Source organism: Phytopseudomonas dryadis (assembly GCF_004327355.1).
GTDB lineage: Bacteria > Pseudomonadota > Gammaproteobacteria > Pseudomonadales > Pseudomonadaceae > Aquipseudomonas > Aquipseudomonas dryadis.
The window spans coordinates 53977-74002 of sequence record NZ_QJUM01000002.1 but is presented as its reverse complement, the minus strand read 5'-3'; the positions used below and the strand labels follow the sequence as shown (position 1 = coordinate 74002).

Sequence of the window (20026 nt, the reverse complement as noted above, 5' to 3'; positions counted from 1 at the left end):
GGATGGGGACACGTCACGGGAGGGGCTCGCGGCAGGCTGGTTTGACAAGGTTAGACAGGAATGAGCAAGATGAAATCTAATGGATCCTTATCGAACACATAAAATTTACTTATGCTCAATCCGCAGTGGCTGAGAACCTTCGCCACCCTGGTCGAGATGGGCGGCTTCACCCGTGCCGCCGAGCGCCTGGGCCTGACCCAGGCGGCCGTGAGTCAGCATGTGCGGCACCTCGAAGAACAGCTCGGTCCACTGCTTATCCGCCGGCCCCGGCAGATCGAGATGACGCCGGCCGGCGCAGCCTTGCTGGACTATTGCGCCGAGATCGGCCAGGCGGACAAGCGCCTGCGGATGCGCCTGGCCGATGGCCAGGTCGGCAGCGGCGAAATCAGCCTGATCACGCCGGGCAGCGTCGGGCTCGCCCTCTATCCCATCCTGCTGGCGTTGCAGCAGGCGCATCGCGGTCTGGTCATTCGCCATCGTTTCGCGCCCGACCCCGAGACGCTGGAGGCCGTACTGCGCAAACAGTACGAACTGGGCCTGGTCACGCTCAAGCCCGACGATCCGCGCATCGCGGCACAGCCGTTCTTCGAGGATTCCCTAGAGCTCGTCGTGCCAGCCAGGGAGAACGTGGAGAGCTGGGAGGATCTCGAGCGGCTTGGCTTCATCGACCACCCCGATGGGCAGGCAATGGCCACGCGCCTGTTAAGCCGACGCTTTCCCGGTAACCCAGGCGTGGGAAACCTGCCTTGCCACGGTTTCAGCAACCAGATCGGCCTGATACTGGAGCCCGTTGCCCGCGGCCTTGGGTTCACCGTCATACCGAAATACGCCCGCCTGGCCTTCGCCCGGGCGGAAGCCATCAGCGTGGTCTCGGGCGCTGCCTCGGTGGTCGACACGCTCTGGCTGATCCATCGTTCGGAATGGCCACTCTCGGCCCGCGCCGCCTGGGTGATAGAGCAGCTCCGGACAATGCGTATCTTCCAGCCGCCTGCATCCGGGCACTAGGCCGCCGCCGTCCCGGGCTGCGTGGTATTTCAGCGGCGTTTTCGTTCGGACTCAGTGCTTGCTGCTGTGGGGCGGCAGGGCCAGCAGCTGCTTTTCCTGGTTCCAGTCGAAGGGTTCGTCGTCTTCCAGGGCGGCGAAGCGGTGCTCCTCGAGTTGCTGGTACATCTCGATCTCTTCGTCCGGCATGAAGTGCAGGCAGTCGCCACCGAAGAACCACAACAGGTCGCGCGGTACCAGGTGGGCGATCTGCGGGTAGCGCTGGAAGATCTGGCTGATCAGATCCTGGCCCAGGTACTGACTGTTCTCCTGATCCACGGGCAGCTCGGCGAGCAGTTCGTCATAGCGCTCGAGGAAGTTGGCGTGGCTGTCGTCGAGAATCTGTTCGGCTTCACCCAGGGCGACCAGGATGCTGCGCAGGTGGGCGAGCAGGGCGAGGTGGTGATCGAGGTGGGCGTTGGCCATGTCAGCGGTCCTGTAAGTAAAACGGGCGCCGGAGTATAGAGCTCCAGGCGCCCGCTGTCGTGCCTGGCCGGGGTTAGCGGATCTTGCCCGCGCTGGGCAGCAGTTCCTCCTTGCTGAAGTCGTCGACGTCGATCACCACGCGCCGGGCCGTCTCGGCCTGCTGCAGGCTCTGGCCTTCTTCGGCACTGAGCACGCCGGCGGCGACGGCGCTGTCGATCTCGCTCTGCCCGGGCGTTTCCCGGACCTGGCCTGCCTTGACCGCCTTGCGCAGTTTTTTCTGCAGGGGCTGGACGTCATGCAGCAGGTTCATGGCCTGTTGCAGTGCGGCGACCGGGTCGTCGCCGGCGCTCGGGCGGAAGCAGCCCTCGAGCAGCTCTTCCAGGGCCGGGTCCCCGGCATTGCGGCCGATGATGGCGGCCACCTGGGCATCCAGCGCGTCGCTGGGCCCGGTATGGCGGCGGCCGAACGGGAACACCAGTACGTGCAGCAGGCAGCCCAGGACGCGGCTGGGGAAGTTGCCGAGCAACCCCTCCAGCGCCTGTTCGGCCTTGCTCAGGCTCTCTTCCAGGGCCCAGCGCAACAGGGGACGGGAATGCTCCGGGTAGTCCTGGTCGTGGTAGCGCTTGAGCGCTGCCGAGGCGAGATACAGGTGGCTGAGGGCGTCGCCGAGGCGCGCGGACAGGCGCTCGCGGCGCTTCAGTTCGCCGCCGAGCAGCATCATGCTGCAGTCGGCGAGCATGGCGAAGGCCGCGGCCAGGCGGTTGAGGGCGCGGAAGTACGGACGGCTGAGGGCGTCGCCGGGCACCTTGCCCAGGGTACCCAGGCTCAGGCCGAGGATCAGGGTGCTGGCCGCGTTGCTCACGGCGAAGCCGATGTGCTGCAGCAGCAGGTCGTCGAACTCCAGCAGGGCTTCGTCGCGATCCTCGCGGCCGGCCAGGGCCATTTCCTTGAGCACGTAGGGATGGCAGCGGATGGCGCCCTGGCCGAAGATCATCAGGTTGCGCGAGAGGATATTGGCTCCCTCGACGGTGATGAAGATCGGCGCCCCCTGCCAGGAACGGCCGAGGTAGTTGCTCGGGCCCATGATGATGCCCTTGCCGCCGTGCACGTCCATGGCGTGGCTGATGCATTCGCGACCGCGTTCGGTCAGGTGGTACTTGAGAATGGCCGACAGCACCGAGGGCTTCTCGCCCAGATCCACCGCGTTGGCGGTGAGGATACGGGCGCTGTCCATCAGCCAGGCGTTGCCGCCGATGCGCGCCAGGGCTTCCTGGATGCCTTCGAAGGCGGACAGCGGCACGTTGAACTGCTCGCGGATCTGCGCGTACTGGCCGGTGACCAGGCTGGTGTACTTGGCGGCGCCGGTGCCGACCGCGGGCAGCGAGATGGAACGGCCGACCGACAGGCAGTTCATCAGCATCATCCAGCCCTTGCCGAGGTAGTCCGGCCCGCCAATCAGGTAATCGAGGGGGACGAATACGTCCTTGCCGGCGTTGGGGCCGTTCATGAACGCGGCGCCGAGCGGCAGGTGGCGGCGGCCGATCTCCACCCCGGGGGTGTCGGTGGGGATCAGCGCCAGGCTGATGCCCAGTTCTTCCTTGTCGCCGAGCAGGTGTTCCGGGTCGTAGGCCTTGAATGCGACGCCGAGCAGGGTCGCCACCGGGCCGAGGGTGATGTAGCGCTTTTCCCAGTTCAGGCGCAGGCCGATGACTTCCTCGCCGTTCCACTGGCCTTTGCAGATCACGCCGCTGTCGGGCATGGCGCCGGCATCGGAGCCGGCCATCGGCCCGGTCAGGGCGAAGCAGGGGATGTCATCGCCACGGGCCAGGCGTGGCAGGTAGTGGTTGCGTTGCGCTTCGGTGCCGTAGTGCAGCAGCAGTTCGGCCGGGCCGAGGGAGTTGGGCACCATTACCGTGGAGGCCAGGTCGCCGCTGCGGGTGGCCAGCTTCATCGCGACCTGGGAGTGGGCGTAGGCGGAGAAACCCTTGCCGCCGTATTCCTTGGGAATGATCAGGGCGAAGAAGCCGTGCTGCTTGATATGCGCCCAGGCTTCGGCGGGCAGGTCCATGCGCTGGCCGATGTCCCAGTCGCTGACCAGGGCGCAGAGCTCCTCGGTGGGGCCATCGATGAAGGCTTGCTCCTCGTCGGTCAGGCGTGCCTTGGGGTAGGCCAGCAACTTGTCCCAGTCCGGCCGGCCGCTGAACAGCTCGCCGTCCCACCACACGGTGCCGGCCTCGATGGCGTCCTTCTCGGTGGCCGACATGGGCGGCAGTACCTTCTGGAACCAGGCGAACAGCGGGGCGGTGAAATGTTTGCGGCGCAGCTCCGGCATCGCCAGCGGGATGGCCACGGCAAGCCACAGCAGCCAGAAGATCACCAGCAGCCAGCCGGGCGCGTGGCTGTAGGCGCCCATGGCGAGCAGGTAGACGGCGACTATGGTCAGGGCGGGCAGGGGCGCCGTGCGACGGTGGGCCAGGTAGGCCGTGCCGACAACCAGAACGAGCAACCAGACAGCGAGCATGCAGAATCCTCCATGATGACGGCGACAGAACGGCTGTCGACGCCATAAGCGTAGCCAGCAACCGGGACAGGTGCCGACAGGGTCGTTGACGGGGGCCGGATGCGCGTCTCAATGCCGCGTTGCGACCTGCCGCTTCCTCGATACTGACCGCCCCCCGATGGGGGAGTTCGGCTAACAAATCGCGCCCGGACATGACCTGTCGGTCAGTCCCTGACGGATGTCTGCCGCTGTGCCCGAACGGCCTTCATGAATGAGCTCGATAGGCAACATCAGTGCGCTGCGCTTCCTTCTTTCGGCCAGAATGGTAGGGTTGTTGCTCGATGTTGCCAGTCGGCTGCCGATTCGACGGGCTGCTATAAGAACGAGGTAGGTGATGCTGAAAATCTGGGGGCGCAAGAACTCCACCAATGTGCGCAAGGCGTTGTGGGCGGCCGAGGAGGTTGGCGTGCCCTATACGCGCCTGGAGGCTGGCGGCGCCTTTGGCGTGGTCGATCAGCCGGACTTTCTCGCCAGGAATCCCAATGGCCTGGTGCCGGTCCTCGAAGACGGCGATCTGTTGTTGTGGGAATCCAACAGCATCGTGCGCTACCTGGCGGCCGCCTATGGCGGGGAGAGCCTGTACCTGGCGGAGCCGGCAGCGCGTGCGCCCGGGGACAAGTGGATGGACTGGACCACCTCCACGTTCGCCGGCCCCTTTCGCGACCTGTTCTGGGGTGTGCTGCGTACGCCGCCGGAGCAGCGCGATGCGGCCCTGATCGACGCGGCCAGGCAGCGCTGCTCGGCGCTGCTGCGTCTGCCCGAGCAGGCGCTGGCCGAGCGGCCCTACCTGTCCGGCGACACCTTCGCCATGGGCGACATTCCGCTGGGGTGTTTCATCTACGCCTGGTTCGAGATGCCCATCGAGCGGCCGCAGCTGCCTCACCTGCAAGCCTGGTATGCCCGTCTGCGCGAGCGGCCGGCGTACCGTCAGACGGTGATGACCGAGCTGACCTGAGCGCCGATCCGTTGCAATCAGCGGGCGACGCCCTTACCTAATCCTTCTTTTCCTGCGTGCGTATTGCTTATGAGTACTGCTCTGTCGATCCGACAGCTGACCAAAACCTACGGCAACGGTTTTCAGGCCCTGCACGGCCTCGACCTGGATGTTGCCGAGGGTGATTTCTTCGCCTTGCTGGGCCCCAACGGCGCCGGCAAATCCACCACCATCGGCATTCTTTCCACCCTGGTGAACAAGACCTCCGGCACGGTCAACGTGTTCGGTCACGACCTGGACGCACAGCCCGCCGCGCTCAAGCGCTGCCTGGGCGTGGTACCCCAGGAATTCAATTTCAACCAGTTCGAGAAGGTCTTCGACATCGTCGTCACCCAGGCGGGCTACTACGGTATTCCCGCGCGCCTGGCCAGGGAGCGTGCCGAGCAGTACCTCAATCAACTGGGCCTGTGGGACAAGCGCGACGTCGCCTCGCGGGAACTGTCGGGGGGCATGAAGCGCCGCCTGATGATCGCCCGTGCGCTGGTGCACCAGCCGCGCCTGCTGATCCTCGACGAGCCCACCGCCGGGGTCGACATCGAGCTGCGCCGCTCGATGTGGAGCTTTCTCACCGAGCTGAACAAGCAGGGCATCACCATCATCCTGACCACCCACTACCTGGAGGAGGCCGAGCAGCTGTGCCGCCATATCGGCATCATCGACCATGGCCGCATCGTCGAGAACACCAGCATGAAGGCGTTGCTGAAGAAGCTGCACGTGGAGACCTTTCTGCTCGACCTCAAGGACACCCTGGCGGTGGCGCCGAGCCTGCCCGGCTACCCGGCCAAGATCGTCGATCATCACACCCTCGAGGTGCAGGTGGACAAGAGCCTCGGGGTCACCGAACTGTTCCGCCAACTGTCGGCGCAGCACATCGAGGTGCTCAGCCTGCGCAATAAAAGCAACCGCCTGGAGGAGCTGTTCGTGTCCCTGGTCGAGAAGAATCTGTCGAAGGTGGCGGTATGAGTGGCGCCATTCCCGGTTCCGAATTCGGCGCCAACCTGGTCGCGCTGCGCACCATCATCTATCGCGAGGTGCGCCGTTTCACCCGTATCTGGCCGCAGACCCTGCTGCCGCCAGCCATCACCATGGTGCTGTACTTCGTCATCTTCGGTAACCTGATCGGCCGGCAGATCGGCGACATGGACGGCTTCAGCTACATGGAATACATCGTGCCCGGGCTGATCATGATGTCGGTGATCACCAACGCCTACGGCAACGTGGTGTCGAGCTTCTTCGGCAGCAAGTTCCAGCGCTCGGTGGAGGAGTTGATGGTGTCGCCGGTATCGCCGCACACCATTCTCATCGGCTATGTCACCGGTGGCGTGCTGCGCGGCCTGGCGGTGGGGGTGATCGTGACCCTGCTGTCGCTGTTCTTCACCCACCTGCAGGTGCACCACCTCGGCCTGACCGTGCTGGTGGTGCTGCTGACCGCGACCATCTTCTCCCTGGGCGGCTTCGTCAACGCGGTGTTCGCGCGCAACTTCGACGATATCTCGATCATTCCCACCTTCGTGCTGACGCCGCTGACCTACCTGGGCGGGGTGTTCTACTCGATCAGCCTGCTGCCGCCGTTCTGGCAGACGGTGTCGATGGCCAACCCGGTGCTGCACATGGTCAACGCCTTCCGCTACGGCATTCTCGGGGTGTCGGACATCCGCATCGGTACGGCGATCGGCTTCATGCTGGTGGCCACGGCCGTGCTCTACGTACTGTGCGTACGCCTGCTGATCAGCGGTCGCGGCATGCGCCAGTGAGCGTCTCAGTAGATACCGTCTTGATCGGCTTGCAAGAGCCCGTTCGCAGTCAGGGTTCACACGTAGGAGCGCCGCCCCCGGCGCGATGCGATGGAGGCCATGCTGCAAGAATCGCGGTATGGCCACGATTTGCCGCGAGGTCGCGGCTCCCACACGAATGTGGCCATTCTGCGCTTCCGTGTAGGGCGGATCACGCTTTATCGATCCACCGAACAATTCACCACCGATGGCCGGATCAAGCTTCAGGCATCGGCTGTCGGAGAGCGTCAGCCATGTGCCTCGATCCCCCCGGCACGAGCCTGACGCTCTTCGCCGCGCTAAAGCCAGTCGTAGTGGCGGAAGCTGGCGTAGAGCGCGGTGCAGCCCAGGCCGATGAAGCCCAGTACACCGAAGTAGCCGTATTGCCAGTTCAGCTCGGGCATGTTGTGGAAGTTCATGCCGTAGATCCCGGCCACGGCGGTGGGGAAGGCCAGGATCGCCGCCCAGGCGGCGAACTTGCGCTGCACCACGCTCTGCCGCGACGACTCCAGCAGCAGGCCGATCTCGATGGCGTGGTCGGCCATTTCCCGCAGGTTGGTCAGGTCCTCGAGTAGACGGCTGACATGAATCGCCACGTCGCGGAAGTAGGGGCGCATGTTCTTGTCGATGAAGGGGAAGTCTAGGCGCTGCAGTTCCTGGCAGATCTCCGCCAGGGGGCCGATGTTGCGGCGCAGGCGCAGCAGGTCGCGGCGCAGGTGCTGGATGTGCACCACGTCGGCCTGGCTCATCGCGGATTCCAGCACCGCCTGCTCGATCTGCTCGAGCTCGGCGTAATAGCCGTCCATCAACGGGCGGTAGTTCTCGATGACGAAGCTGAGCAGGGCGTAGAGCACGAAGTCTTCGCCGTGCTCGAGCAGCAGCGGCCGTGCCTCGCAGCGCTGGCGCACCCGTGAATAGGGGGTCGACTCGCCGTAGCGGGCGCTGATCACGTAACCGTTACCGGCGAACAGCTGGGTTTCGACGAAGGTCAGCTCGCCGTCGATACGCAAGGGCGAATAGAGCACCAGGAACAGCGCGTCGCCGAAGGTTTCCAGCTTCGGCCGGGTATGCCGCTGCAGGGCGTCTTCCAGGGCCAGTTCATGGATATTGAACTGCTGCTGCAGGCTGCCCAGCTCTTCGCTGCCCGGGTCGTGCAGGCCGATCCAGACGAAGTGCCCGGGCTTGCTGGCCCAGGCGCGGCCTTCGTCGAGGTGGATATCGGTGACCTTGCGGCCCTTGCTGTAGACGGCGGCGGCAACGACTTCGCCCATGCTGTACCCCATGCGTGGTGGATGGCTTCAGCTTACCCGCTTGCGTGGGCATGTGCCTGCTCAGGCGTTGTTCAGTTCGGCGTCCATGCTGTCGATGCAGGCCTGCATCCGCTGGCGGCACTCGTCGATCAGGTGTGGCAGGTCATCCATGCTCAGCCCGGCGGTGGGGATCGCCGGCAGCGAGCGGATCATCACCTTGCCGCTGTTCCAGCGGTTCAGGCGCAGATGCCTGATATAGCTGCTGACGCATACGGGGATGATCGGCACGCCAGCGGCGATGGCCATCTGGAACGCGCCGCGTTTGAACGGCAGCATCTCGCCACCGCCATTGCGCGTGCCCTCGGGAAAGACCCAGATCGAGGTGTTCCTGTGCAGCAGGGCTTCGGTGGTCTCGAGCATCGAGCGTCTGGCGCGGCGGGCATTGCCGCGATCGATCAGCACGTTGCCGGCCAGCCAGTAGAGTTGCCCGAACAGCGGGATCCACTTCAGGCTCTTCTTGCCGATGCTGACGGTGCGAGGGGGGACCACGCGGCCGAGCACGTAGAGGTCGTAGTTGGACTGGTGGTTGGCCACGATCACGCAGGAACGCTCGTGCTCGGCCAGGCTGCGGGTATCGCTCCTGAGTCCGAGGCGCAGCAGGCACAGGGCCGGCAGCGAGTAGAGGCGGGCGCACAGGCGGCTGTTATCGGGATGGAACGGCCGGCAAAGCCCCAGCAGCAGACCGAGGATGCCGGCGATGACGAAGTGCACGCCCATCATCAGCATTCGCAGAACAAACAGCATGATCACGACCATCTCGGAAAAGGTCGCGCAGTGTAAGGGCGGCTATCGTTTTCGGCAATTGACGCCGACCTGCAGGTTATTGCCGGTGATTGCCGCCGACCTGCGCCTGTAGGGCACCTCTAAAAAACTACCTGCGTTGTCATCGCGGCGTTAAAAACAGGCTGGATCGCCAGCCTGGTCAAAATGCTCATTTACAGCTCGTGAACTGCGCTTTTTCACCTGTTTTTGCCTTGCGCTGACTGCCTCGCCAACGTTTTTAGAGGTGCCCTGTAGCGGCGCAGGTCGATAAGGCGGGCGTTGCCTCAGAGGGGGTGTTGCTTGTCCAGTTCGATGGCCTTGTCGAGGGTCTCGAGCAGGGCGGCACGGACCTTGAGCTTGGTGTTGCGGTGCGCGTTCATGTTGATCTTCTTCATCTGCTGGGCAACGGCCAGAGCCGTGGGCAGCAATTGTTCGGCCGGCACCACCTTGTCGAAGAAACCGGCATCCACAGCGCCTTGCGGGTCAAACATCTCGCCATTGATCACCGAGCGATGGAAGGCCGACTTGCGCAGGCGGTCACGGGCCAGCTCGATACCCACGTGGTGCATGGTCATGCCGATCTGCACTTCGTTGAGGCCGATGCTGTAGGGGCCGTCGACGCCGATGCGATAATCGCTGGACAGCAGCAGGAAGGCGCCCTTGGCCACCGCATGGCCGGGGCAGGCGACAATGATCGGGTAGGGGTGGGCGAGCATGCGCCGCGCCAGGGTCGAGCCGGCGGCGACCAGGTCGATGGCGTTCTGTGGCCCGGAGGTCATCACCTTGAGGTCGTAGCCACCGGAGAGAATGCCCGGTTGCCCGGTGAGGATGACGATGGCCTTGTCCTGGGTCGCCTGATCCAGGGCGCCATTGAATGCAGCGATCACCTCCGGGGAAATGGCGTTCACCTTGCCATTGCTCAGGGTCAGCGTGGCGATGCCGTCGTCGAGTCGATAGCTGATCAGGTCGCTCATGGTCGGTTCCTTGTTAGAGTCTGTTGGCGTATCAGCGCGGTCTTCGACAGACCCTCGGCTGGAGTGGGGCAGACGTTACCCATCCATGCCGCCCAGGTAAAGCGCCGCGGCTGACCGGTGAGTCAGGGTCATGCTGCGGCAGCGCATGCGGCTCGGGCATCGTGGCGAACCAGCAAAAACGGACGATTGCGCGAGGGCCGCGGTCCGGCATGTGATTGCGCCCGCGGGCTTAAGCGCATGAATCTTCTGAAAAAAGTTTTGCCTTTGGCGAACTGTTCGGCTACATTAGCGCGCCTCGACAGACAGCACTGCCTGTCGAGATCCGGTGAAGTGTCCGAGCGGTTGAAGGAGCACGCCTGGAAAGTGTGTATACGGGAAACCGTATCAAGGGTTCGAATCCCTTCTTCACCGCCACTTTCGAAATACCTAAGGCCCTGAAAACGTCGCTGTTTTCGGGGCTTTTTGCATTCTGGGTCGGGTGACTGTCGAAAGCGCTTTATTCGTAGTGGGTCCAGAGCCGCAGCACCTTGACCACGTGCTCATCCTGCAGCACCTGATAAACGAGACGGTGCTGGATGTTGATGCGCCGCGAGTAAGCGCCGGAGAGGTCGCCCACCAGCTTTTCGTACGGTGGCGGGTTCTGGAAGGGGTCCACTTGAACCATGTCCAGCAAGGCTTTGGCCTTGTCCTTCAAGCCTGCTGCAGCAAGTTTCTTGGCGTCTTTCTGAGCCTGTTTCGTGAAAGCGAGCTGCCAGGTCACCAGTCGAGTTCCTTGGCGCAGTCGTCTACCGGCTCTTCCATGCCTTCCTTGATGGATTCGCGCATGCCAGGAACGGACAGCAGGTACAGCGTTTCCTGGATGGCTTCCCAATCCTCAGCCGAGATCAGAACCGAGTTGGTGCGCTTGCCCGAGATCAGAATCGGCTGATGGGATTCGGCGGACTGATCCATCAATCGATACAGGTTGGTGCGTGCTTCGCTGGCGGTGAGTATTTGCATGATGCTTGGCCTCCTGAGGATGCTCGAATCGTACGCTAAGTCGTACGTCATGTTAAGGGCTCTTCGTCGTTAAGCGGGTTGAACGCAAAGCGTCTTGCAAATGCACGGAACAGCGGGTGATGGCAACCGCGCAGCCTTGGAAGCGAAGTAGAATTGCGCTGTCGGTAGCCACTTGTGTTGCTGGGCAACAAACGTATTGCGGACTGAGCAGCGGATCGTTGTGCCAGTCTGCCATTGTAAAATCTATGCATGGATACCTCCTTGATACCGGGAACCAGGCTGTGAAGTGGGATATTTTCTGCCGTGTCGTGGACAATTTCGGCGATATCGGCGTGACCTGGCGCCTGGCCCGGCAATTGGCGGCCGAGCAGGGCGCCGAGGTACGCCTGTGGGTCGATGAGCTGGCCGCCTTCGCCCGCATCTGCCCGCAGGCGGATGCCCGGGCCGAGCGCCAGTGGCAGCGCGGTGTCGAAATCCGCCGCTGGGGCACGGCCTGGCAGACGACCGAGCCGGCCGATGTGGTGATCGAGGCTTTAGCCTGCGAGCTGCCGGCCGCCTACGTGGCGGCCATGGCGGCGCACCCGGCCCGGGTGCTCTGGTTGAACCTGGAGTACCTCAGTGCCGAAGGCTGGATCGACGGGTGTCACGGTTTGCCTTCGTTGCAGGGCAACGGCCTGCAGAAGTTCTTCTTCTTCCCGGGCTTCACCGCAGCCAGCGGTGGCCTGCTGCGTGAGGCGGATCTGCTGGCGCGGCGCAGCGTCTTTCAGGGAAATGCCGCGGCGCGCAATGAATTCCTGGCATCGATCGGCGTGATGATCCCGGCGCCGGCGCGGCTGATATCGCTGTTCGCCTATGAAAACGCCGGCCTGGGGCAATGGCTCGACAGGCTGGCCGCGGGCCCTGTCGAGACTCATCTGCTGGTGCCCGAGGGACGCATCCTCGGCGATATCGCTCGGTGGCTGGGGGAGCCGCTCGGCGCCGGGACACGCCATCGGCGGGGCGCCCTGCATATCCAGGTGCTGCCGTTTCTCGAACAGGATCGCTACGACCTGCTGTTGTGGTGCTGCGATTTCAACCTGGTGCGTGGCGAGGATTCCTTCGTCCGCGCGCAGTGGGCCGGGCGACCGTTGCTCTGGCACATCTACCCGCAGCAGGAGGGCGCGCACTGGGACAAGCTCGAAGCGTTTCTGGCGCTTTACTGTCGCTCGCTTTCGCCGTCCGCCGCGACGGCGCTGGGGCGTTTCTGGCGCGCCTGGAACGCCGGCGAGGCGATCGGCGAGGCCTGGGACGAGCTGTCGCCGCACTGGGCGGAGCTCGCCGCGCAGGCGGAATCCTGGGCGCGCGGACAGGCGGCGCAGGCGGATCTTGCGACAGCGCTGGTGCAGTTTTACCGAAATTGGCTATGATATGCGGCCTCGATTTTCGTAACTCCATTCAAATCCGGATTATTCGTATGAAAACCGCACAAGAAATGAAGCCCAACAGTGTGGCCCTGATTGACGGCCAACCTTGGCTGATCCAGAAAGCCGAATTCACCAAATCCGGTCGTAACAGCGCCATCGTCAAAATGAAGTTGCGCAACCTGCTGACCGGCTCCTCGACCGAGACCGTGTACAAGGCCGACGACAAGATGGAGCCGGTCATCCTCGACCGCATCGCCGTGACCTACTCCTATTTCAGCGAACCGAACTACGTGTTCATGGACGAAGAGTTCAACCAGTACGAACTGAACCAGGAAGACCTGGAAAGCGTTCTGCCGTTCATCGTCGATGGCATGACCGATGTCTGCGAAGCCGTGTTCTTCGAAGGCAAAGTGGTTTCGGTAGACCTGCCGACCACCATCGTTCGCCAGATCGCCTACACCGAAGGTTCCGCCCGTGGCGACACCTCGGGCAAGGTGATGAAGCCGGCCAAGCTGAGCAACGGCACCGAAGTCAAGGTTGCCGATTTCTGCGAAATCGACGACTGGATCGAGATCGACACCCGCACTGGCGAGTACAAGTCGCGCGCCAAGGCGCCGGTCTGATCGACGCCTGGCGGTAGCGGAAGCCCGGCCTGTGTGCCGGGCTTTTTCATGCCTGCATTTTTTTCGCTCGCTCAGTTGCCGGCGCCGCGCTGCAGGCCTTGAAGGGGGATGTCCCAAGGGGGCGTGGGGCCGAAGCGGTTCTTGAGGAATTCCAGCAGCAGGCGGCTGCGCGAGTCGGTAGCGCGTTCCAGGCGCAGGGCGTAGATGCCGCTGGGTTCGGGGGCCGGCAGACCGTTCTCGCAGAACAGGGCGACCAGTTCGCCACGCGCCAGGTATTCGCTGGTCAGCCAGGTCGGCAGATGGGCCACGCCCAGGCCGGCGGCCACGCTGAACAGCAGGGTCTCGGCATTGTTGGCGGTCATGCGCAGCCGTTTGGGACGATAGATGCCCAGCTTGCCGTCGACGTCGAAGCGCCAGGCATGGGTCGGTGCCAGGCCGTCCCAATCGAGGCCGTCATGTTCCAGCAGTTCCTGCGGGCTGCGCGGCACGCCGCGGCGCGCCAGGTAGGCCGGGCTGGCGCAGACCACGCGTACCAGGGGTGACAGGGGAGTGGCCACCAGGCGGGTATCGGCCAGCGGGCCGATACGTAGCACCAGGTCGACCTCGCCCAGATGCGCGCCGTGCAGGTCGACGAAGCTGTCGATCAATCTCAGCTGTACGTCCAGGCCCGGGTAGGCGCCGAGGAAGTCGGCGATGGCCGGGGCCAGATGACGGCGGCCGAATGGCGCGGGGGCATCGATGCGAATCAGCCCCTCGGGCGCACTGCTCAGCGCCACCGCTTCGGCGCGGGCCAGGTGCAGTTCGGCCAGGATGCGACGGGCGCGCTCGGCGAACGCCAGGCCGGCCGGGGTGACGCGTACGGCATGGGTGCTGCGGCTGAACAGGCTGCAGTCCAGCGAACGCTCCAGGGCATCGATACGCCGCGATACCGCCGAAGGGGTGAGCGGGTGCAGGCGCGCCGCGGCGGAGAAGCTGCCGCTTTCCAGTACATCGAGAAACAGGCTGAGCTGATCGGTCAGGGCGTCGGGGTTCATGGTTGTTTGTGCTTGTGCGTGATAGGCAAAGCCATTATGCCGTGTTGTGCGTTACCCCGTCATGCCACAGGACTTAGCATGCGCGCACCGCCCGTCTGGAGGATGCCATGGATCCGCTCGCTTTCACCCTCAATGTCCTGCTCGGCCTGCTGCTCGGCACCATTGGCGGGCTGTTCGGCATTGGCGGCGGCCTGATCGCGATTCCGGTGCTCGGGGTGATGTTCGGCCTGGATCAGCAGTTGGCCCAGGGAACCGCGCTGGTGATGGTGGTGCCCAACGTGCTGCTGGCGCTGTGGCGCTACCACCAGCGCAACCGCATCGAACTGCGGCATGCGCTGGCACTGGCCGTCAGCAGCTTTCTGTTCGCCTTGCTCGGTGCTGGCTGGGCGGTGAACCTGGATGCTGGATTCATGCGCCTGGCCTTCGTCGGCTTTCTCGTCGCACTGGCGTTCTACAACCTGTTGCGCATGTGCCTGCATACGCCGGTGGCTGGCGGCGAGCTGCGCCATCCCTGGCCATGGCTCGCCGTGCTGGGCAGTGGCTCGGGGCTCCTCGGCGGGCTGTTCGGCGTCGGTGGGGCGGTGATCGCCACGCCGATCCTGACCAGCGTGTTCGGCACCACCCAGGTGGTGGCGCAGGGGCTGTCGCTGGCGCTTGCGGCGCCCAGCACCGGGGTGACGCTAGCGACCTACGCCTTGCACGGCCATGTCGACTGGAGGCTGGCGGTACCGCTGGCCATCGGTGGTCTGCTCAGCATCAGTTGGGGTGTGCGCCTGGCCCATGCCTTGCCGGAGCGGCTGTTGCGCATCCTGTTCACGGCGTTCCTGCTGCTCTGTGCGCTGCTGCTCGGCCTCAAAGCCTGAAGCCCTCCACGATCTGCTCGGCCAGGGCCTCGCTCACCTGTGAGCGGGTGCGGTTGTTGCGCAACAGCATGATGCTCGCCATCGGCAGGCCGGGCATGCCCTCGTCGCTACCGATGATGCGCAGATCCGCGGGGATCAGGCTTTGCAACTGCGCGGTGATGGCCAGCCCGGCGCTGACCGCGGCCATGATGGCCGACAGGCTTGGGCTGCTGTAGGCGATGCGATAGCCCCGCGACAGGCCGTCCAGGGCATTGCAGGCCCAGGAGCGGCAGAAGCACTGGGTATTGAACATGGCCAGGGGCAGGGTCGACAGCTCATGCAGATTGGCATCGGCGGCCTGGGCCCAGACCAGGTGTTCCTGGCGCAGCAACTGGCCGACCTCGGCACCCGGCTCGCGGGTGATGATGGTCAGATCCAGATCCTGGCGTTGCAGCAGGTTGACCGAAGGCTCGCAATGCAACTCCACCTGTACCAGGGGATAGGACTGGGCGAAGCGCTTGAGGATGCTCTGCATGAAGCGCATGACGTAATCGTCCGGAGTGCCAATGCGCACCGTACCGACCATGTGTGGCTCGCGCAGGGTATTCAGCACTTCCGTATGCAGCTTGAGAATTCTCCGCGCATAGCCGAGCAGCACCTCGCCTTCGGCGGTAAGACTGACCTGGCGTCCTTCGCGCTGGAACAGCGCACGCTGGATCACGTCTTCCTCCAGGCGTTTCATCTGCATGCTGACCGCCGACTGGGTGCGGTTGACCATCTCCGCGGCGCGGGTGAAGCCGCCGTGGTCGGCGATGGCCACGAAGGTGCGCAACAGTTCGCTGTCGATAGGGTTCATTCATCAATCCAGAAGATGCTAGGCATAAGAAACATTCGTTGGATTGATCATAACCCCAGCGCGAGACTGTCGCCAATCCCACCACCGGAGGGCGACGAAGATGAAAACCCAGAAAGGTTACCTGCCTGCCCAGGCACACTCGGGTCATGGCGCTGCATTGCTCGCTTGGCTGGGGCGCGCGATACGCCAGCTGCAACGCTGGCAGAAACTGGCCAGGCAACGCCGGCATCTGGCGACCCTGAGCGATGCGGCACTCAAGGACATGGGCCTGAGCCGGGTCGATGTCTTCCAGGAGTCCGAGCGGCCATTCTGGGATGACCCGTGCCGCAAATAAGAGGGGGCTGGCCTCTACTTCGGCGCTTCCAATCTTTGCCGCTGCCACACGGCAGTGCAGTTACGAGAATCCAGACAGAGTTCTGCTCGGAGTTTGCCTACACGGCAGTGAAGAGCGTGATGCCCAGCAGCAGGTCGATATGCTCTTTCTGAGCTGCCTACACGGCAGTGAAGCCACATTGGACGTGGTGGAAATGCCACACTGTTTTCTGAGCTGCCTATACGGCAGTGAAGTAGAGCGTTTTAAGCCTAACACCGCGATTGGCTTGGGTTCCAGGCGCTTTTGCCCCGCAAACCCTTTTTTACTCTGGCATCTCAAGTTATTGATTTTACTGGGCTAGATTCGCTGCCGTGAAAAAAGGGTCAGAACCAATGGGGGCTTGCGTGGTGGCCGAGAATGCTGGCCAGTGGCTGTTTCTGCCGATAAAGGTGATCTTTCAGGCCAACCCGGGCATCGCCCATCGGCTTCACTGCCTGCCGTATAGGCAGCTCGGAAAGAAAAAACTCGCCGGGATACTGTTTGCCGCCGTGGGCGAAGTTGGAATCCGGTCGGCATATAATGGGTTTCGGTGCTGGGTGTAAGGCTGATCCGCGGATTGCCCGAATTCCCAGGAGCCGCAACTGCTGAAGAGGGAACGCCGCCTATGGATTTATCCCTGTCGCTGAAACAGGCGCGTCGCGCGGTCCTGGCAGCCCAGGGCTTCGCCCTGCGTCCGCGGACGGCTGCGCCGGCGGCGAAGCAGGTCAACGCCATGATCGAGCGCCTGGGTGTGCTGCAGATCGATTCGGTCAATGCGGTGGTGCGCTCGCACTATCTGCCGCTGTTTTCCCGTCTCGGTCATTACGATCCGGCGTTGCTGCAGCAGGCCGCCTGGAGTCAGGGGCGCAAGCGCACCCTGTTCGAATACTGGGGGCACGAGGCGTCGTTGCTGCCGATGGCGTCCTTTGCCCTGATGCGTTGGCGGATGCGGCGCGCCCGCGAAGGGCAGGGCATCTACAAAGGGCTGGCGAGATTCGGCCGTGAACAGCAGCCGTTGATCCGCCAGGTGCTGAAGGCGGTACAGGAGCGCGGGGCGCTGGGCGCGGGCAGTCTGACGCAGGACGCGCTGCGCGGCAGCCCCTGGTGGGGCTGGAGCGCCGAGAAGCAGGCGCTGGAATGGCTGTTCGCCGCCGGTGAGGTGACGGTGGCCGGGCGCCGCGGTTTCGAGCGTTTGTACGATTTGCCCGAACGGGTGTTGCCCGCCGCTCTGCTGAGCGAGCCCGAACCGGAGGCACCGCAGGCCCAGCGGCGGTTGCTTTTGCAGGCGGCGCGGGCGCTGGGTGTCGCGACGGAAAGGGATCTGCGCGACTACTACCGCCTGGATCCGGGCGACGCCCGCGCACGCCTGGCGGAGCTGCTGGAGGCCGGTGAACTGAGCCGGGTCAGGGTGCAGGGCTGGGCGCAGCCGGCCTATTGCCTGGAGCCGTTACGGATTCCTCGCAAGGTCTCGGCGTGTGCCTTGCTGTCGCCCTTCGACTCGTTGATCTGGGAGCGGGCGCGCACCGAACGGCTGTTCGACTTTCGCTATCGGCTGGAGATCTATACGCCGCAGCACAAGCGTATCTATGGTTATTACGTGCTGCCGTTTCTGTATGGCGAACGCATCGTCGCGCGCCTGGACGTGCGTGCCGAGCGGGCCCATTCGCGTCTGGCGGTGCATGCGCTGCATGCCGAGCCGGTGGGGCTGGAGGATGAGGCCCTGGCTGCTCTGGGCGGCGCGCTGGGCGACATGGCCGCCTGGCTGGGGCTGGCCGAGGTGCGGCTCAATTGCCGCAGTGATGCAGCCCTGCGTCTGCTCAGGTATCTGGCATAGCGTCGCGATCGACGCGACGGCAATCGAGGGTGGCTTGCGTTACAATGCGCGCCGAATTCGACTCGCCCGAGAATTGCCCATGCCCGTTTGCCAGACCCCGATCATCGTTGCCCTGGATTATCCGACCCGGGAGGCCGCACTTGCCCTGGCCGATCAGCTCGATCCCAGGCTGTGCCGGGTCAAGGTCGGCAAGGAGCTGTTCACCAGTTGCGCTTCGGATATCGTGGCGACGTTGCGTGATCGCGGTTTCGAGGTATTCCTCGACCTGAAATTCCACGATATTCCCAACACCACCGCGATGGCGGTCAAGGCCGCCGCCGAGATGGGCGTGTGGATGGTCAACGTGCACTGCTCGGGCGGCCTGCGCATGATGAGCGCCTGCCGCGAGACCTTGGACAAGCTCGCTGGTCCGGTACCCTTGCTGATCGGCGTCACCGTGCTGACCAGCATGGAGCGCGAGGATCTGGTCGGCATCGGCCTGGATGTCGAGCCCCAGGAGCAGGTCCTGCGTCTGGCGGCCCTGGCGCAGCGGGCCGGTATGGACGGGCTGGTCTGTTCGGCGCTGGAAGCGCCGGCCCTGAAGGCGGCCCACCCCGGGCTGCAACTGGTGACGCCAGGCATCCGCCCGGCCGGCAGCGCCCAGGATGACCAACGCCGTATCCTTACCCCGCGCCAGGCGCTGGATGCCGGCTCCGACTACCTGGTGATCGGCCGCCCGATCAGCCAGGCCGCCGATCCCGCCGCGGCCCTGGCCAGGCTGGTCGCCGAACTGGGCTGAGCCGTTTTCATTGCGCGTCATCGCGTGACGCGCCTTTCATCTCTTGCAGGGGAGTCGCCATGCATCCCGTCGTGGAAAATTCGCCTCTGGGCAAAGCCAGCGAATACATCGATACCTATACGCCCGAGTTGCTGTTCCCCATTTCCCGGGCCGCGAAATGGGCCGAGCTGGGGCTGACTGCCGAAACCCTGCCGTACCAGGGGGTGGATTTCTGGAACTGCTTCGAGCTGTCCTGGCTGCTGCCGTCGGGCAAGCCGGTGGTGGCCATCGGCGAGTTCGCCATTGCCGCCGACTCGCCGAACATCATCGAATCGAAGTCGTTCAAGCTGTACCTCAATTCGCTCAATCAGTCGGTGTTCGCCAGCGAGGCGGAACTGCTCGGCGTGCTGCGCAAGGATCTCTCGGCCGCGGCTGGCAAACCGGTCGGCGTGCGCCTGCGCAGCCTGGGCGAGGTGGCGGCCGAGGGCCTGGCCAGCCTGCCGGGCATCTGCATCGACGAGCTGGACGTGCATATCAGCCAGTACGACGCCCCGCAGGCCGGGCTGCTGCGCTGCAATCCCGAGCGCATCGTCGAACAGAGCCTGCACAGCCATCTGCTGAAGTCCAATTGCCCGGTGACCGGGCAGCCGGACTGGGGCAGCGTGGTGGTGCAGTACCGGGGCGCGGAACTGGAGCCGGCGAGTCTGTTGGCCTATCTGGTCAGCTTCCGCCAGCATGCCGATTTCCACGAACAGTGCGTGGAGCGCATCTTTCTCGATCTCAAGCGGGTGTTGCAGCCCGAGTCCCTGACCGTATACGCGCGTTATGTGCGCCGCGGCGGCCTGGATATCAACCCCTACCGCAGCACGGCAGCCATCGAGCCGGACAATCGGCGCCTGGTGCGGCAGTGAAGCTCAGAACGACAATCAGATGCTACGACCAATGCTGATCAGATAAGGTCTTTTGTTCCATCTCCCTATACGCGGCAGTGGGCAAGGAATGTTCCAAGCGCTTCGATCTGCGAGAATTCTGAGCTGCCGTATAGGCAGCTCAGAAAACCTCCCGGCACAAGTTCATTTCACTGAAGGCCTTCAACTGCTTATACGGCAGTGAAGTTCATCATGGAGGGGGACGAGTTGCTGATCTGTTTCTGAGCTGCCACGCGGCAGTGAACTTTCAATTCCTAAATTGCTTTCTCGGCCAGCTTATTCTGGGCTGCCATTGCGGGGGAGCGCGTTTAGGCGCCAGCTGCTGCAATCCGATGTTCCGGCCCACCCAATGACGAATGCCCGCTTTGTAGCAGTAGCCGCGCCCACGCGGCGATTGCTGGCCGTACCGCGAGTCCCGCTGTACGGCCGCGAATGCATCGCCCCGAGGTCGGGGCTCCTACAGGGGCGGCGACCGCAGCACTGGTATAACCGCGAGCCTGCAACGATTGGCGGCTATGACACGGTTTGGCGCTTTCATCATTTGCGCTGGCCAGCGAC

Annotated in this window: 20 protein-coding genes and 1 tRNA gene; 12 read left to right on the top strand and 9 right to left on the bottom strand. The window is 64.0% G+C overall.

Annotated features, from left to right (window positions below; translation table 11 throughout):
• Positions 1 to 111: 111 nt before the first annotated feature.
• Positions 112 to 1005 carry a LysR family transcriptional regulator gene (locus DNK34_RS01855; protein ID WP_131174458.1) on the top strand — a complete coding sequence of 298 codons (894 nt, stop codon included), beginning with the start codon at positions 112 to 114 and terminating at the stop codon, positions 1003 to 1005.
• Positions 1006 to 1056: 51 nt separating this feature from the next.
• Here the strand turns inward: DNK34_RS01855 and DNK34_RS01850 are convergent, their stop codons facing one another.
• Positions 1057 to 1467, bottom strand: coding sequence for a PA2817 family protein (locus tag DNK34_RS01850; RefSeq protein ID WP_131174457.1), 411 nt, complete (start codon positions 1465 to 1467; stop codon positions 1057 to 1059).
• Positions 1468 to 1540: 73 nt separating this feature from the next.
• Positions 1541 to 3988 carry an acyl-CoA dehydrogenase gene (locus DNK34_RS01845; protein ID WP_131174456.1) on the bottom strand — a complete coding sequence of 816 codons (2448 nt, stop codon included), beginning with the start codon at positions 3986 to 3988 and terminating at the stop codon, positions 1541 to 1543.
• Between the two features lie 373 nt (positions 3989 to 4361).
• On the opposite strand from DNK34_RS01845, the gene DNK34_RS01840 reads away from it, so the two are divergent.
• From DNK34_RS01840 to DNK34_RS01830, 3 genes are all read left to right on the top strand, one after another.
• Positions 4362 to 4982 (top strand): glutathione S-transferase, encoded by a 621-nt coding sequence (locus tag DNK34_RS01840; protein ID WP_131174455.1) that lies wholly within the window; start codon positions 4362 to 4364, stop codon positions 4980 to 4982.
• A gap of 69 nt (positions 4983 to 5051) precedes the next feature.
• Positions 5052 to 5984 carry an ABC transporter ATP-binding protein gene (locus DNK34_RS01835; protein WP_131174454.1) on the top strand — a complete coding sequence of 311 codons (933 nt, stop codon included), beginning with the start codon at positions 5052 to 5054 and terminating at the stop codon, positions 5982 to 5984.
• Positions 5981 to 6775: an ABC transporter permease gene (locus DNK34_RS01830; RefSeq protein WP_131174453.1), complete on the top strand. Its 795-nt coding sequence runs from the start codon at positions 5981 to 5983 to the stop codon at positions 6773 to 6775. Before DNK34_RS01835 ends, DNK34_RS01830 begins: the two co-directional genes overlap by 4 nt.
• Positions 6776 to 7092: 317 nt before the next feature.
• Here DNK34_RS01830 and DNK34_RS01825 read toward each other — a convergent pair whose 3' ends face one another.
• The 3 genes from DNK34_RS01825 to DNK34_RS01815 form a co-directional block, all read right to left on the bottom strand.
• Positions 7093 to 8064: a magnesium and cobalt transport protein CorA gene (locus tag DNK34_RS01825; RefSeq protein ID WP_131174452.1), complete on the bottom strand. Its 972-nt coding sequence runs from the start codon at positions 8062 to 8064 to the stop codon at positions 7093 to 7095.
• 60 nt (positions 8065 to 8124) lie between these two features.
• Positions 8125 to 8847 carry a lysophospholipid acyltransferase family protein gene (locus DNK34_RS01820; protein ID WP_131174451.1) on the bottom strand — a complete coding sequence of 241 codons (723 nt, stop codon included), beginning with the start codon at positions 8845 to 8847 and terminating at the stop codon, positions 8125 to 8127.
• A gap of 302 nt (positions 8848 to 9149) precedes the next feature.
• Positions 9150 to 9839, bottom strand: coding sequence for a crotonase/enoyl-CoA hydratase family protein (locus DNK34_RS01815; protein ID WP_131174450.1), 690 nt, complete (start codon positions 9837 to 9839; stop codon positions 9150 to 9152).
• 324 nt (positions 9840 to 10163) lie between these two features.
• On the opposite strand from DNK34_RS01815, the gene DNK34_RS01810 reads away from it, so the two are divergent.
• Positions 10164 to 10253 (top strand) — tRNA-Ser (locus DNK34_RS01810).
• An 82-nt stretch (positions 10254 to 10335) separates the two neighbouring features.
• On the opposite strand, the gene DNK34_RS01805 is transcribed toward DNK34_RS01810, so the two are convergent.
• On the bottom strand, positions 10336 to 10599 hold the full coding sequence (locus DNK34_RS01805) for a Txe/YoeB family addiction module toxin (RefSeq protein WP_131174449.1): 264 nt from the start codon (positions 10597 to 10599) through the stop codon (positions 10336 to 10338).
• On the bottom strand, positions 10596 to 10838 hold the full coding sequence (locus DNK34_RS01800) for a type II toxin-antitoxin system Phd/YefM family antitoxin (protein WP_131174448.1): 243 nt from the start codon (positions 10836 to 10838) through the stop codon (positions 10596 to 10598). The genes DNK34_RS01805 and DNK34_RS01800 overlap by 4 nt, the downstream gene beginning before the upstream one ends.
• Positions 10839 to 11083: 245 nt before the next feature.
• On the opposite strand from DNK34_RS01800, the gene earP reads away from it, so the two are divergent.
• Together earP and efp are read left to right on the top strand one after the other, a co-directional pair.
• Positions 11084 to 12244, top strand: a complete 1161-nt coding sequence (gene earP / locus DNK34_RS01795; RefSeq protein WP_131174591.1) for an elongation factor P maturation arginine rhamnosyltransferase EarP — start codon at positions 11084 to 11086, stop codon at positions 12242 to 12244.
• 47 nt (positions 12245 to 12291) lie between these two features.
• Positions 12292 to 12864, top strand: a complete 573-nt coding sequence (efp, locus tag DNK34_RS01790) for an elongation factor P (RefSeq protein ID WP_131174447.1) — start codon at positions 12292 to 12294, stop codon at positions 12862 to 12864.
• Between the two features lie 71 nt (positions 12865 to 12935).
• Here the strand turns inward: efp and DNK34_RS01785 are convergent, their stop codons facing one another.
• Positions 12936 to 13898 (bottom strand): LysR family transcriptional regulator, encoded by a 963-nt coding sequence (locus DNK34_RS01785; protein ID WP_131174446.1) that lies wholly within the window; start codon positions 13896 to 13898, stop codon positions 12936 to 12938.
• Between the two features lie 107 nt (positions 13899 to 14005).
• On the opposite strand from DNK34_RS01785, the gene DNK34_RS01780 reads away from it, so the two are divergent.
• The gene (locus DNK34_RS01780; protein ID WP_131174445.1) at positions 14006 to 14761 is read left to right on the top strand and encodes a sulfite exporter TauE/SafE family protein; all 756 of its coding nucleotides are present in this window, start codon (positions 14006 to 14008) and stop codon (positions 14759 to 14761) included.
• Here DNK34_RS01780 and DNK34_RS01775 read toward each other — a convergent pair.
• On the bottom strand, positions 14751 to 15596 hold the full coding sequence (locus tag DNK34_RS01775; protein WP_131174444.1) for a LysR substrate-binding domain-containing protein: 846 nt from the start codon (positions 15594 to 15596) through the stop codon (positions 14751 to 14753). The genes DNK34_RS01780 and DNK34_RS01775 overlap by 11 nt on opposite strands.
• 100 nt (positions 15597 to 15696) lie before the next feature.
• On the opposite strand from DNK34_RS01775, the gene DNK34_RS01770 reads away from it, so the two are divergent.
• From DNK34_RS01770 to queF, 4 genes are all read left to right on the top strand, one after another.
• Positions 15697 to 15930 carry a DUF1127 domain-containing protein gene (locus DNK34_RS01770; protein ID WP_131174443.1) on the top strand — a complete coding sequence of 78 codons (234 nt, stop codon included), beginning with the start codon at positions 15697 to 15699 and terminating at the stop codon, positions 15928 to 15930.
• 643 nt (positions 15931 to 16573) lie between these two features.
• On the top strand, positions 16574 to 17782 hold the full coding sequence (locus DNK34_RS01765; protein ID WP_131174442.1) for a winged helix-turn-helix domain-containing protein: 1209 nt from the start codon (positions 16574 to 16576) through the stop codon (positions 17780 to 17782).
• Between the two features lie 79 nt (positions 17783 to 17861).
• On the top strand, positions 17862 to 18560 hold the full coding sequence (pyrF, locus tag DNK34_RS01760) for an orotidine-5'-phosphate decarboxylase (RefSeq protein ID WP_131174441.1): 699 nt from the start codon (positions 17862 to 17864) through the stop codon (positions 18558 to 18560).
• 59 nt (positions 18561 to 18619) lie between these two features.
• On the top strand, positions 18620 to 19450 hold the full coding sequence (gene queF / locus DNK34_RS01755; RefSeq protein ID WP_131174440.1) for an NADPH-dependent 7-cyano-7-deazaguanine reductase QueF: 831 nt from the start codon (positions 18620 to 18622) through the stop codon (positions 19448 to 19450).
• Positions 19451 to 20026: the final 576 nt, after the last annotated feature.

Bases quoted from the DNA above. Each gene is read 5' to 3' on its own strand.
- DNK34_RS01855 (WP_131174458.1), top strand. From the start codon at position 112: ATGCTCAATCCGCAGTGGCTGAGAACCTTCGCCACCCTGGTCGAGATG.
- DNK34_RS01850 (WP_131174457.1), bottom strand. From the start codon at position 1,467: ATGGCCAACGCCCACCTCGATCACCACCTCGCCCTGCTCGCCCACCTG.
- DNK34_RS01845 (WP_131174456.1), bottom strand. From the start codon at position 3,988: ATGCTCGCTGTCTGGTTGCTCGTTCTGGTTGTCGGCACGGCCTACCTG.
- DNK34_RS01840 (WP_131174455.1), top strand. From the start codon at position 4,362: ATGCTGAAAATCTGGGGGCGCAAGAACTCCACCAATGTGCGCAAGGCG.
- DNK34_RS01835 (WP_131174454.1), top strand. From the start codon at position 5,052: ATGAGTACTGCTCTGTCGATCCGACAGCTGACCAAAACCTACGGCAAC.
- DNK34_RS01830 (WP_131174453.1), top strand. From the start codon at position 5,981: ATGAGTGGCGCCATTCCCGGTTCCGAATTCGGCGCCAACCTGGTCGCG.
- DNK34_RS01825 (WP_131174452.1), bottom strand. From the start codon at position 8,064: ATGGGCGAAGTCGTTGCCGCCGCCGTCTACAGCAAGGGCCGCAAGGTC.
- DNK34_RS01820 (WP_131174451.1), bottom strand. From the start codon at position 8,847: ATGCTGTTTGTTCTGCGAATGCTGATGATGGGCGTGCACTTCGTCATC.
- DNK34_RS01815 (WP_131174450.1), bottom strand. From the start codon at position 9,839: ATGAGCGACCTGATCAGCTATCGACTCGACGACGGCATCGCCACGCTG.
- DNK34_RS01800 (WP_131174448.1), bottom strand. From the start codon at position 10,838: ATGCAAATACTCACCGCCAGCGAAGCACGCACCAACCTGTATCGATTG.
- earP (WP_131174591.1), top strand. From the start codon at position 11,084: ATGCATGGATACCTCCTTGATACCGGGAACCAGGCTGTGAAGTGGGAT.
- efp (WP_131174447.1), top strand. From the start codon at position 12,292: ATGAAAACCGCACAAGAAATGAAGCCCAACAGTGTGGCCCTGATTGAC.
- DNK34_RS01785 (WP_131174446.1), bottom strand. From the start codon at position 13,898: ATGAACCCCGACGCCCTGACCGATCAGCTCAGCCTGTTTCTCGATGTA.
- DNK34_RS01780 (WP_131174445.1), top strand. From the start codon at position 14,006: ATGGATCCGCTCGCTTTCACCCTCAATGTCCTGCTCGGCCTGCTGCTC.
- DNK34_RS01775 (WP_131174444.1), bottom strand. From the start codon at position 15,596: ATGAACCCTATCGACAGCGAACTGTTGCGCACCTTCGTGGCCATCGCC.
- DNK34_RS01770 (WP_131174443.1), top strand. From the start codon at position 15,697: ATGAAAACCCAGAAAGGTTACCTGCCTGCCCAGGCACACTCGGGTCAT.
- DNK34_RS01765 (WP_131174442.1), top strand. From the start codon at position 16,574: ATGGATTTATCCCTGTCGCTGAAACAGGCGCGTCGCGCGGTCCTGGCA.
- pyrF (WP_131174441.1), top strand. From the start codon at position 17,862: ATGCCCGTTTGCCAGACCCCGATCATCGTTGCCCTGGATTATCCGACC.
- queF (WP_131174440.1), top strand. From the start codon at position 18,620: ATGCATCCCGTCGTGGAAAATTCGCCTCTGGGCAAAGCCAGCGAATAC.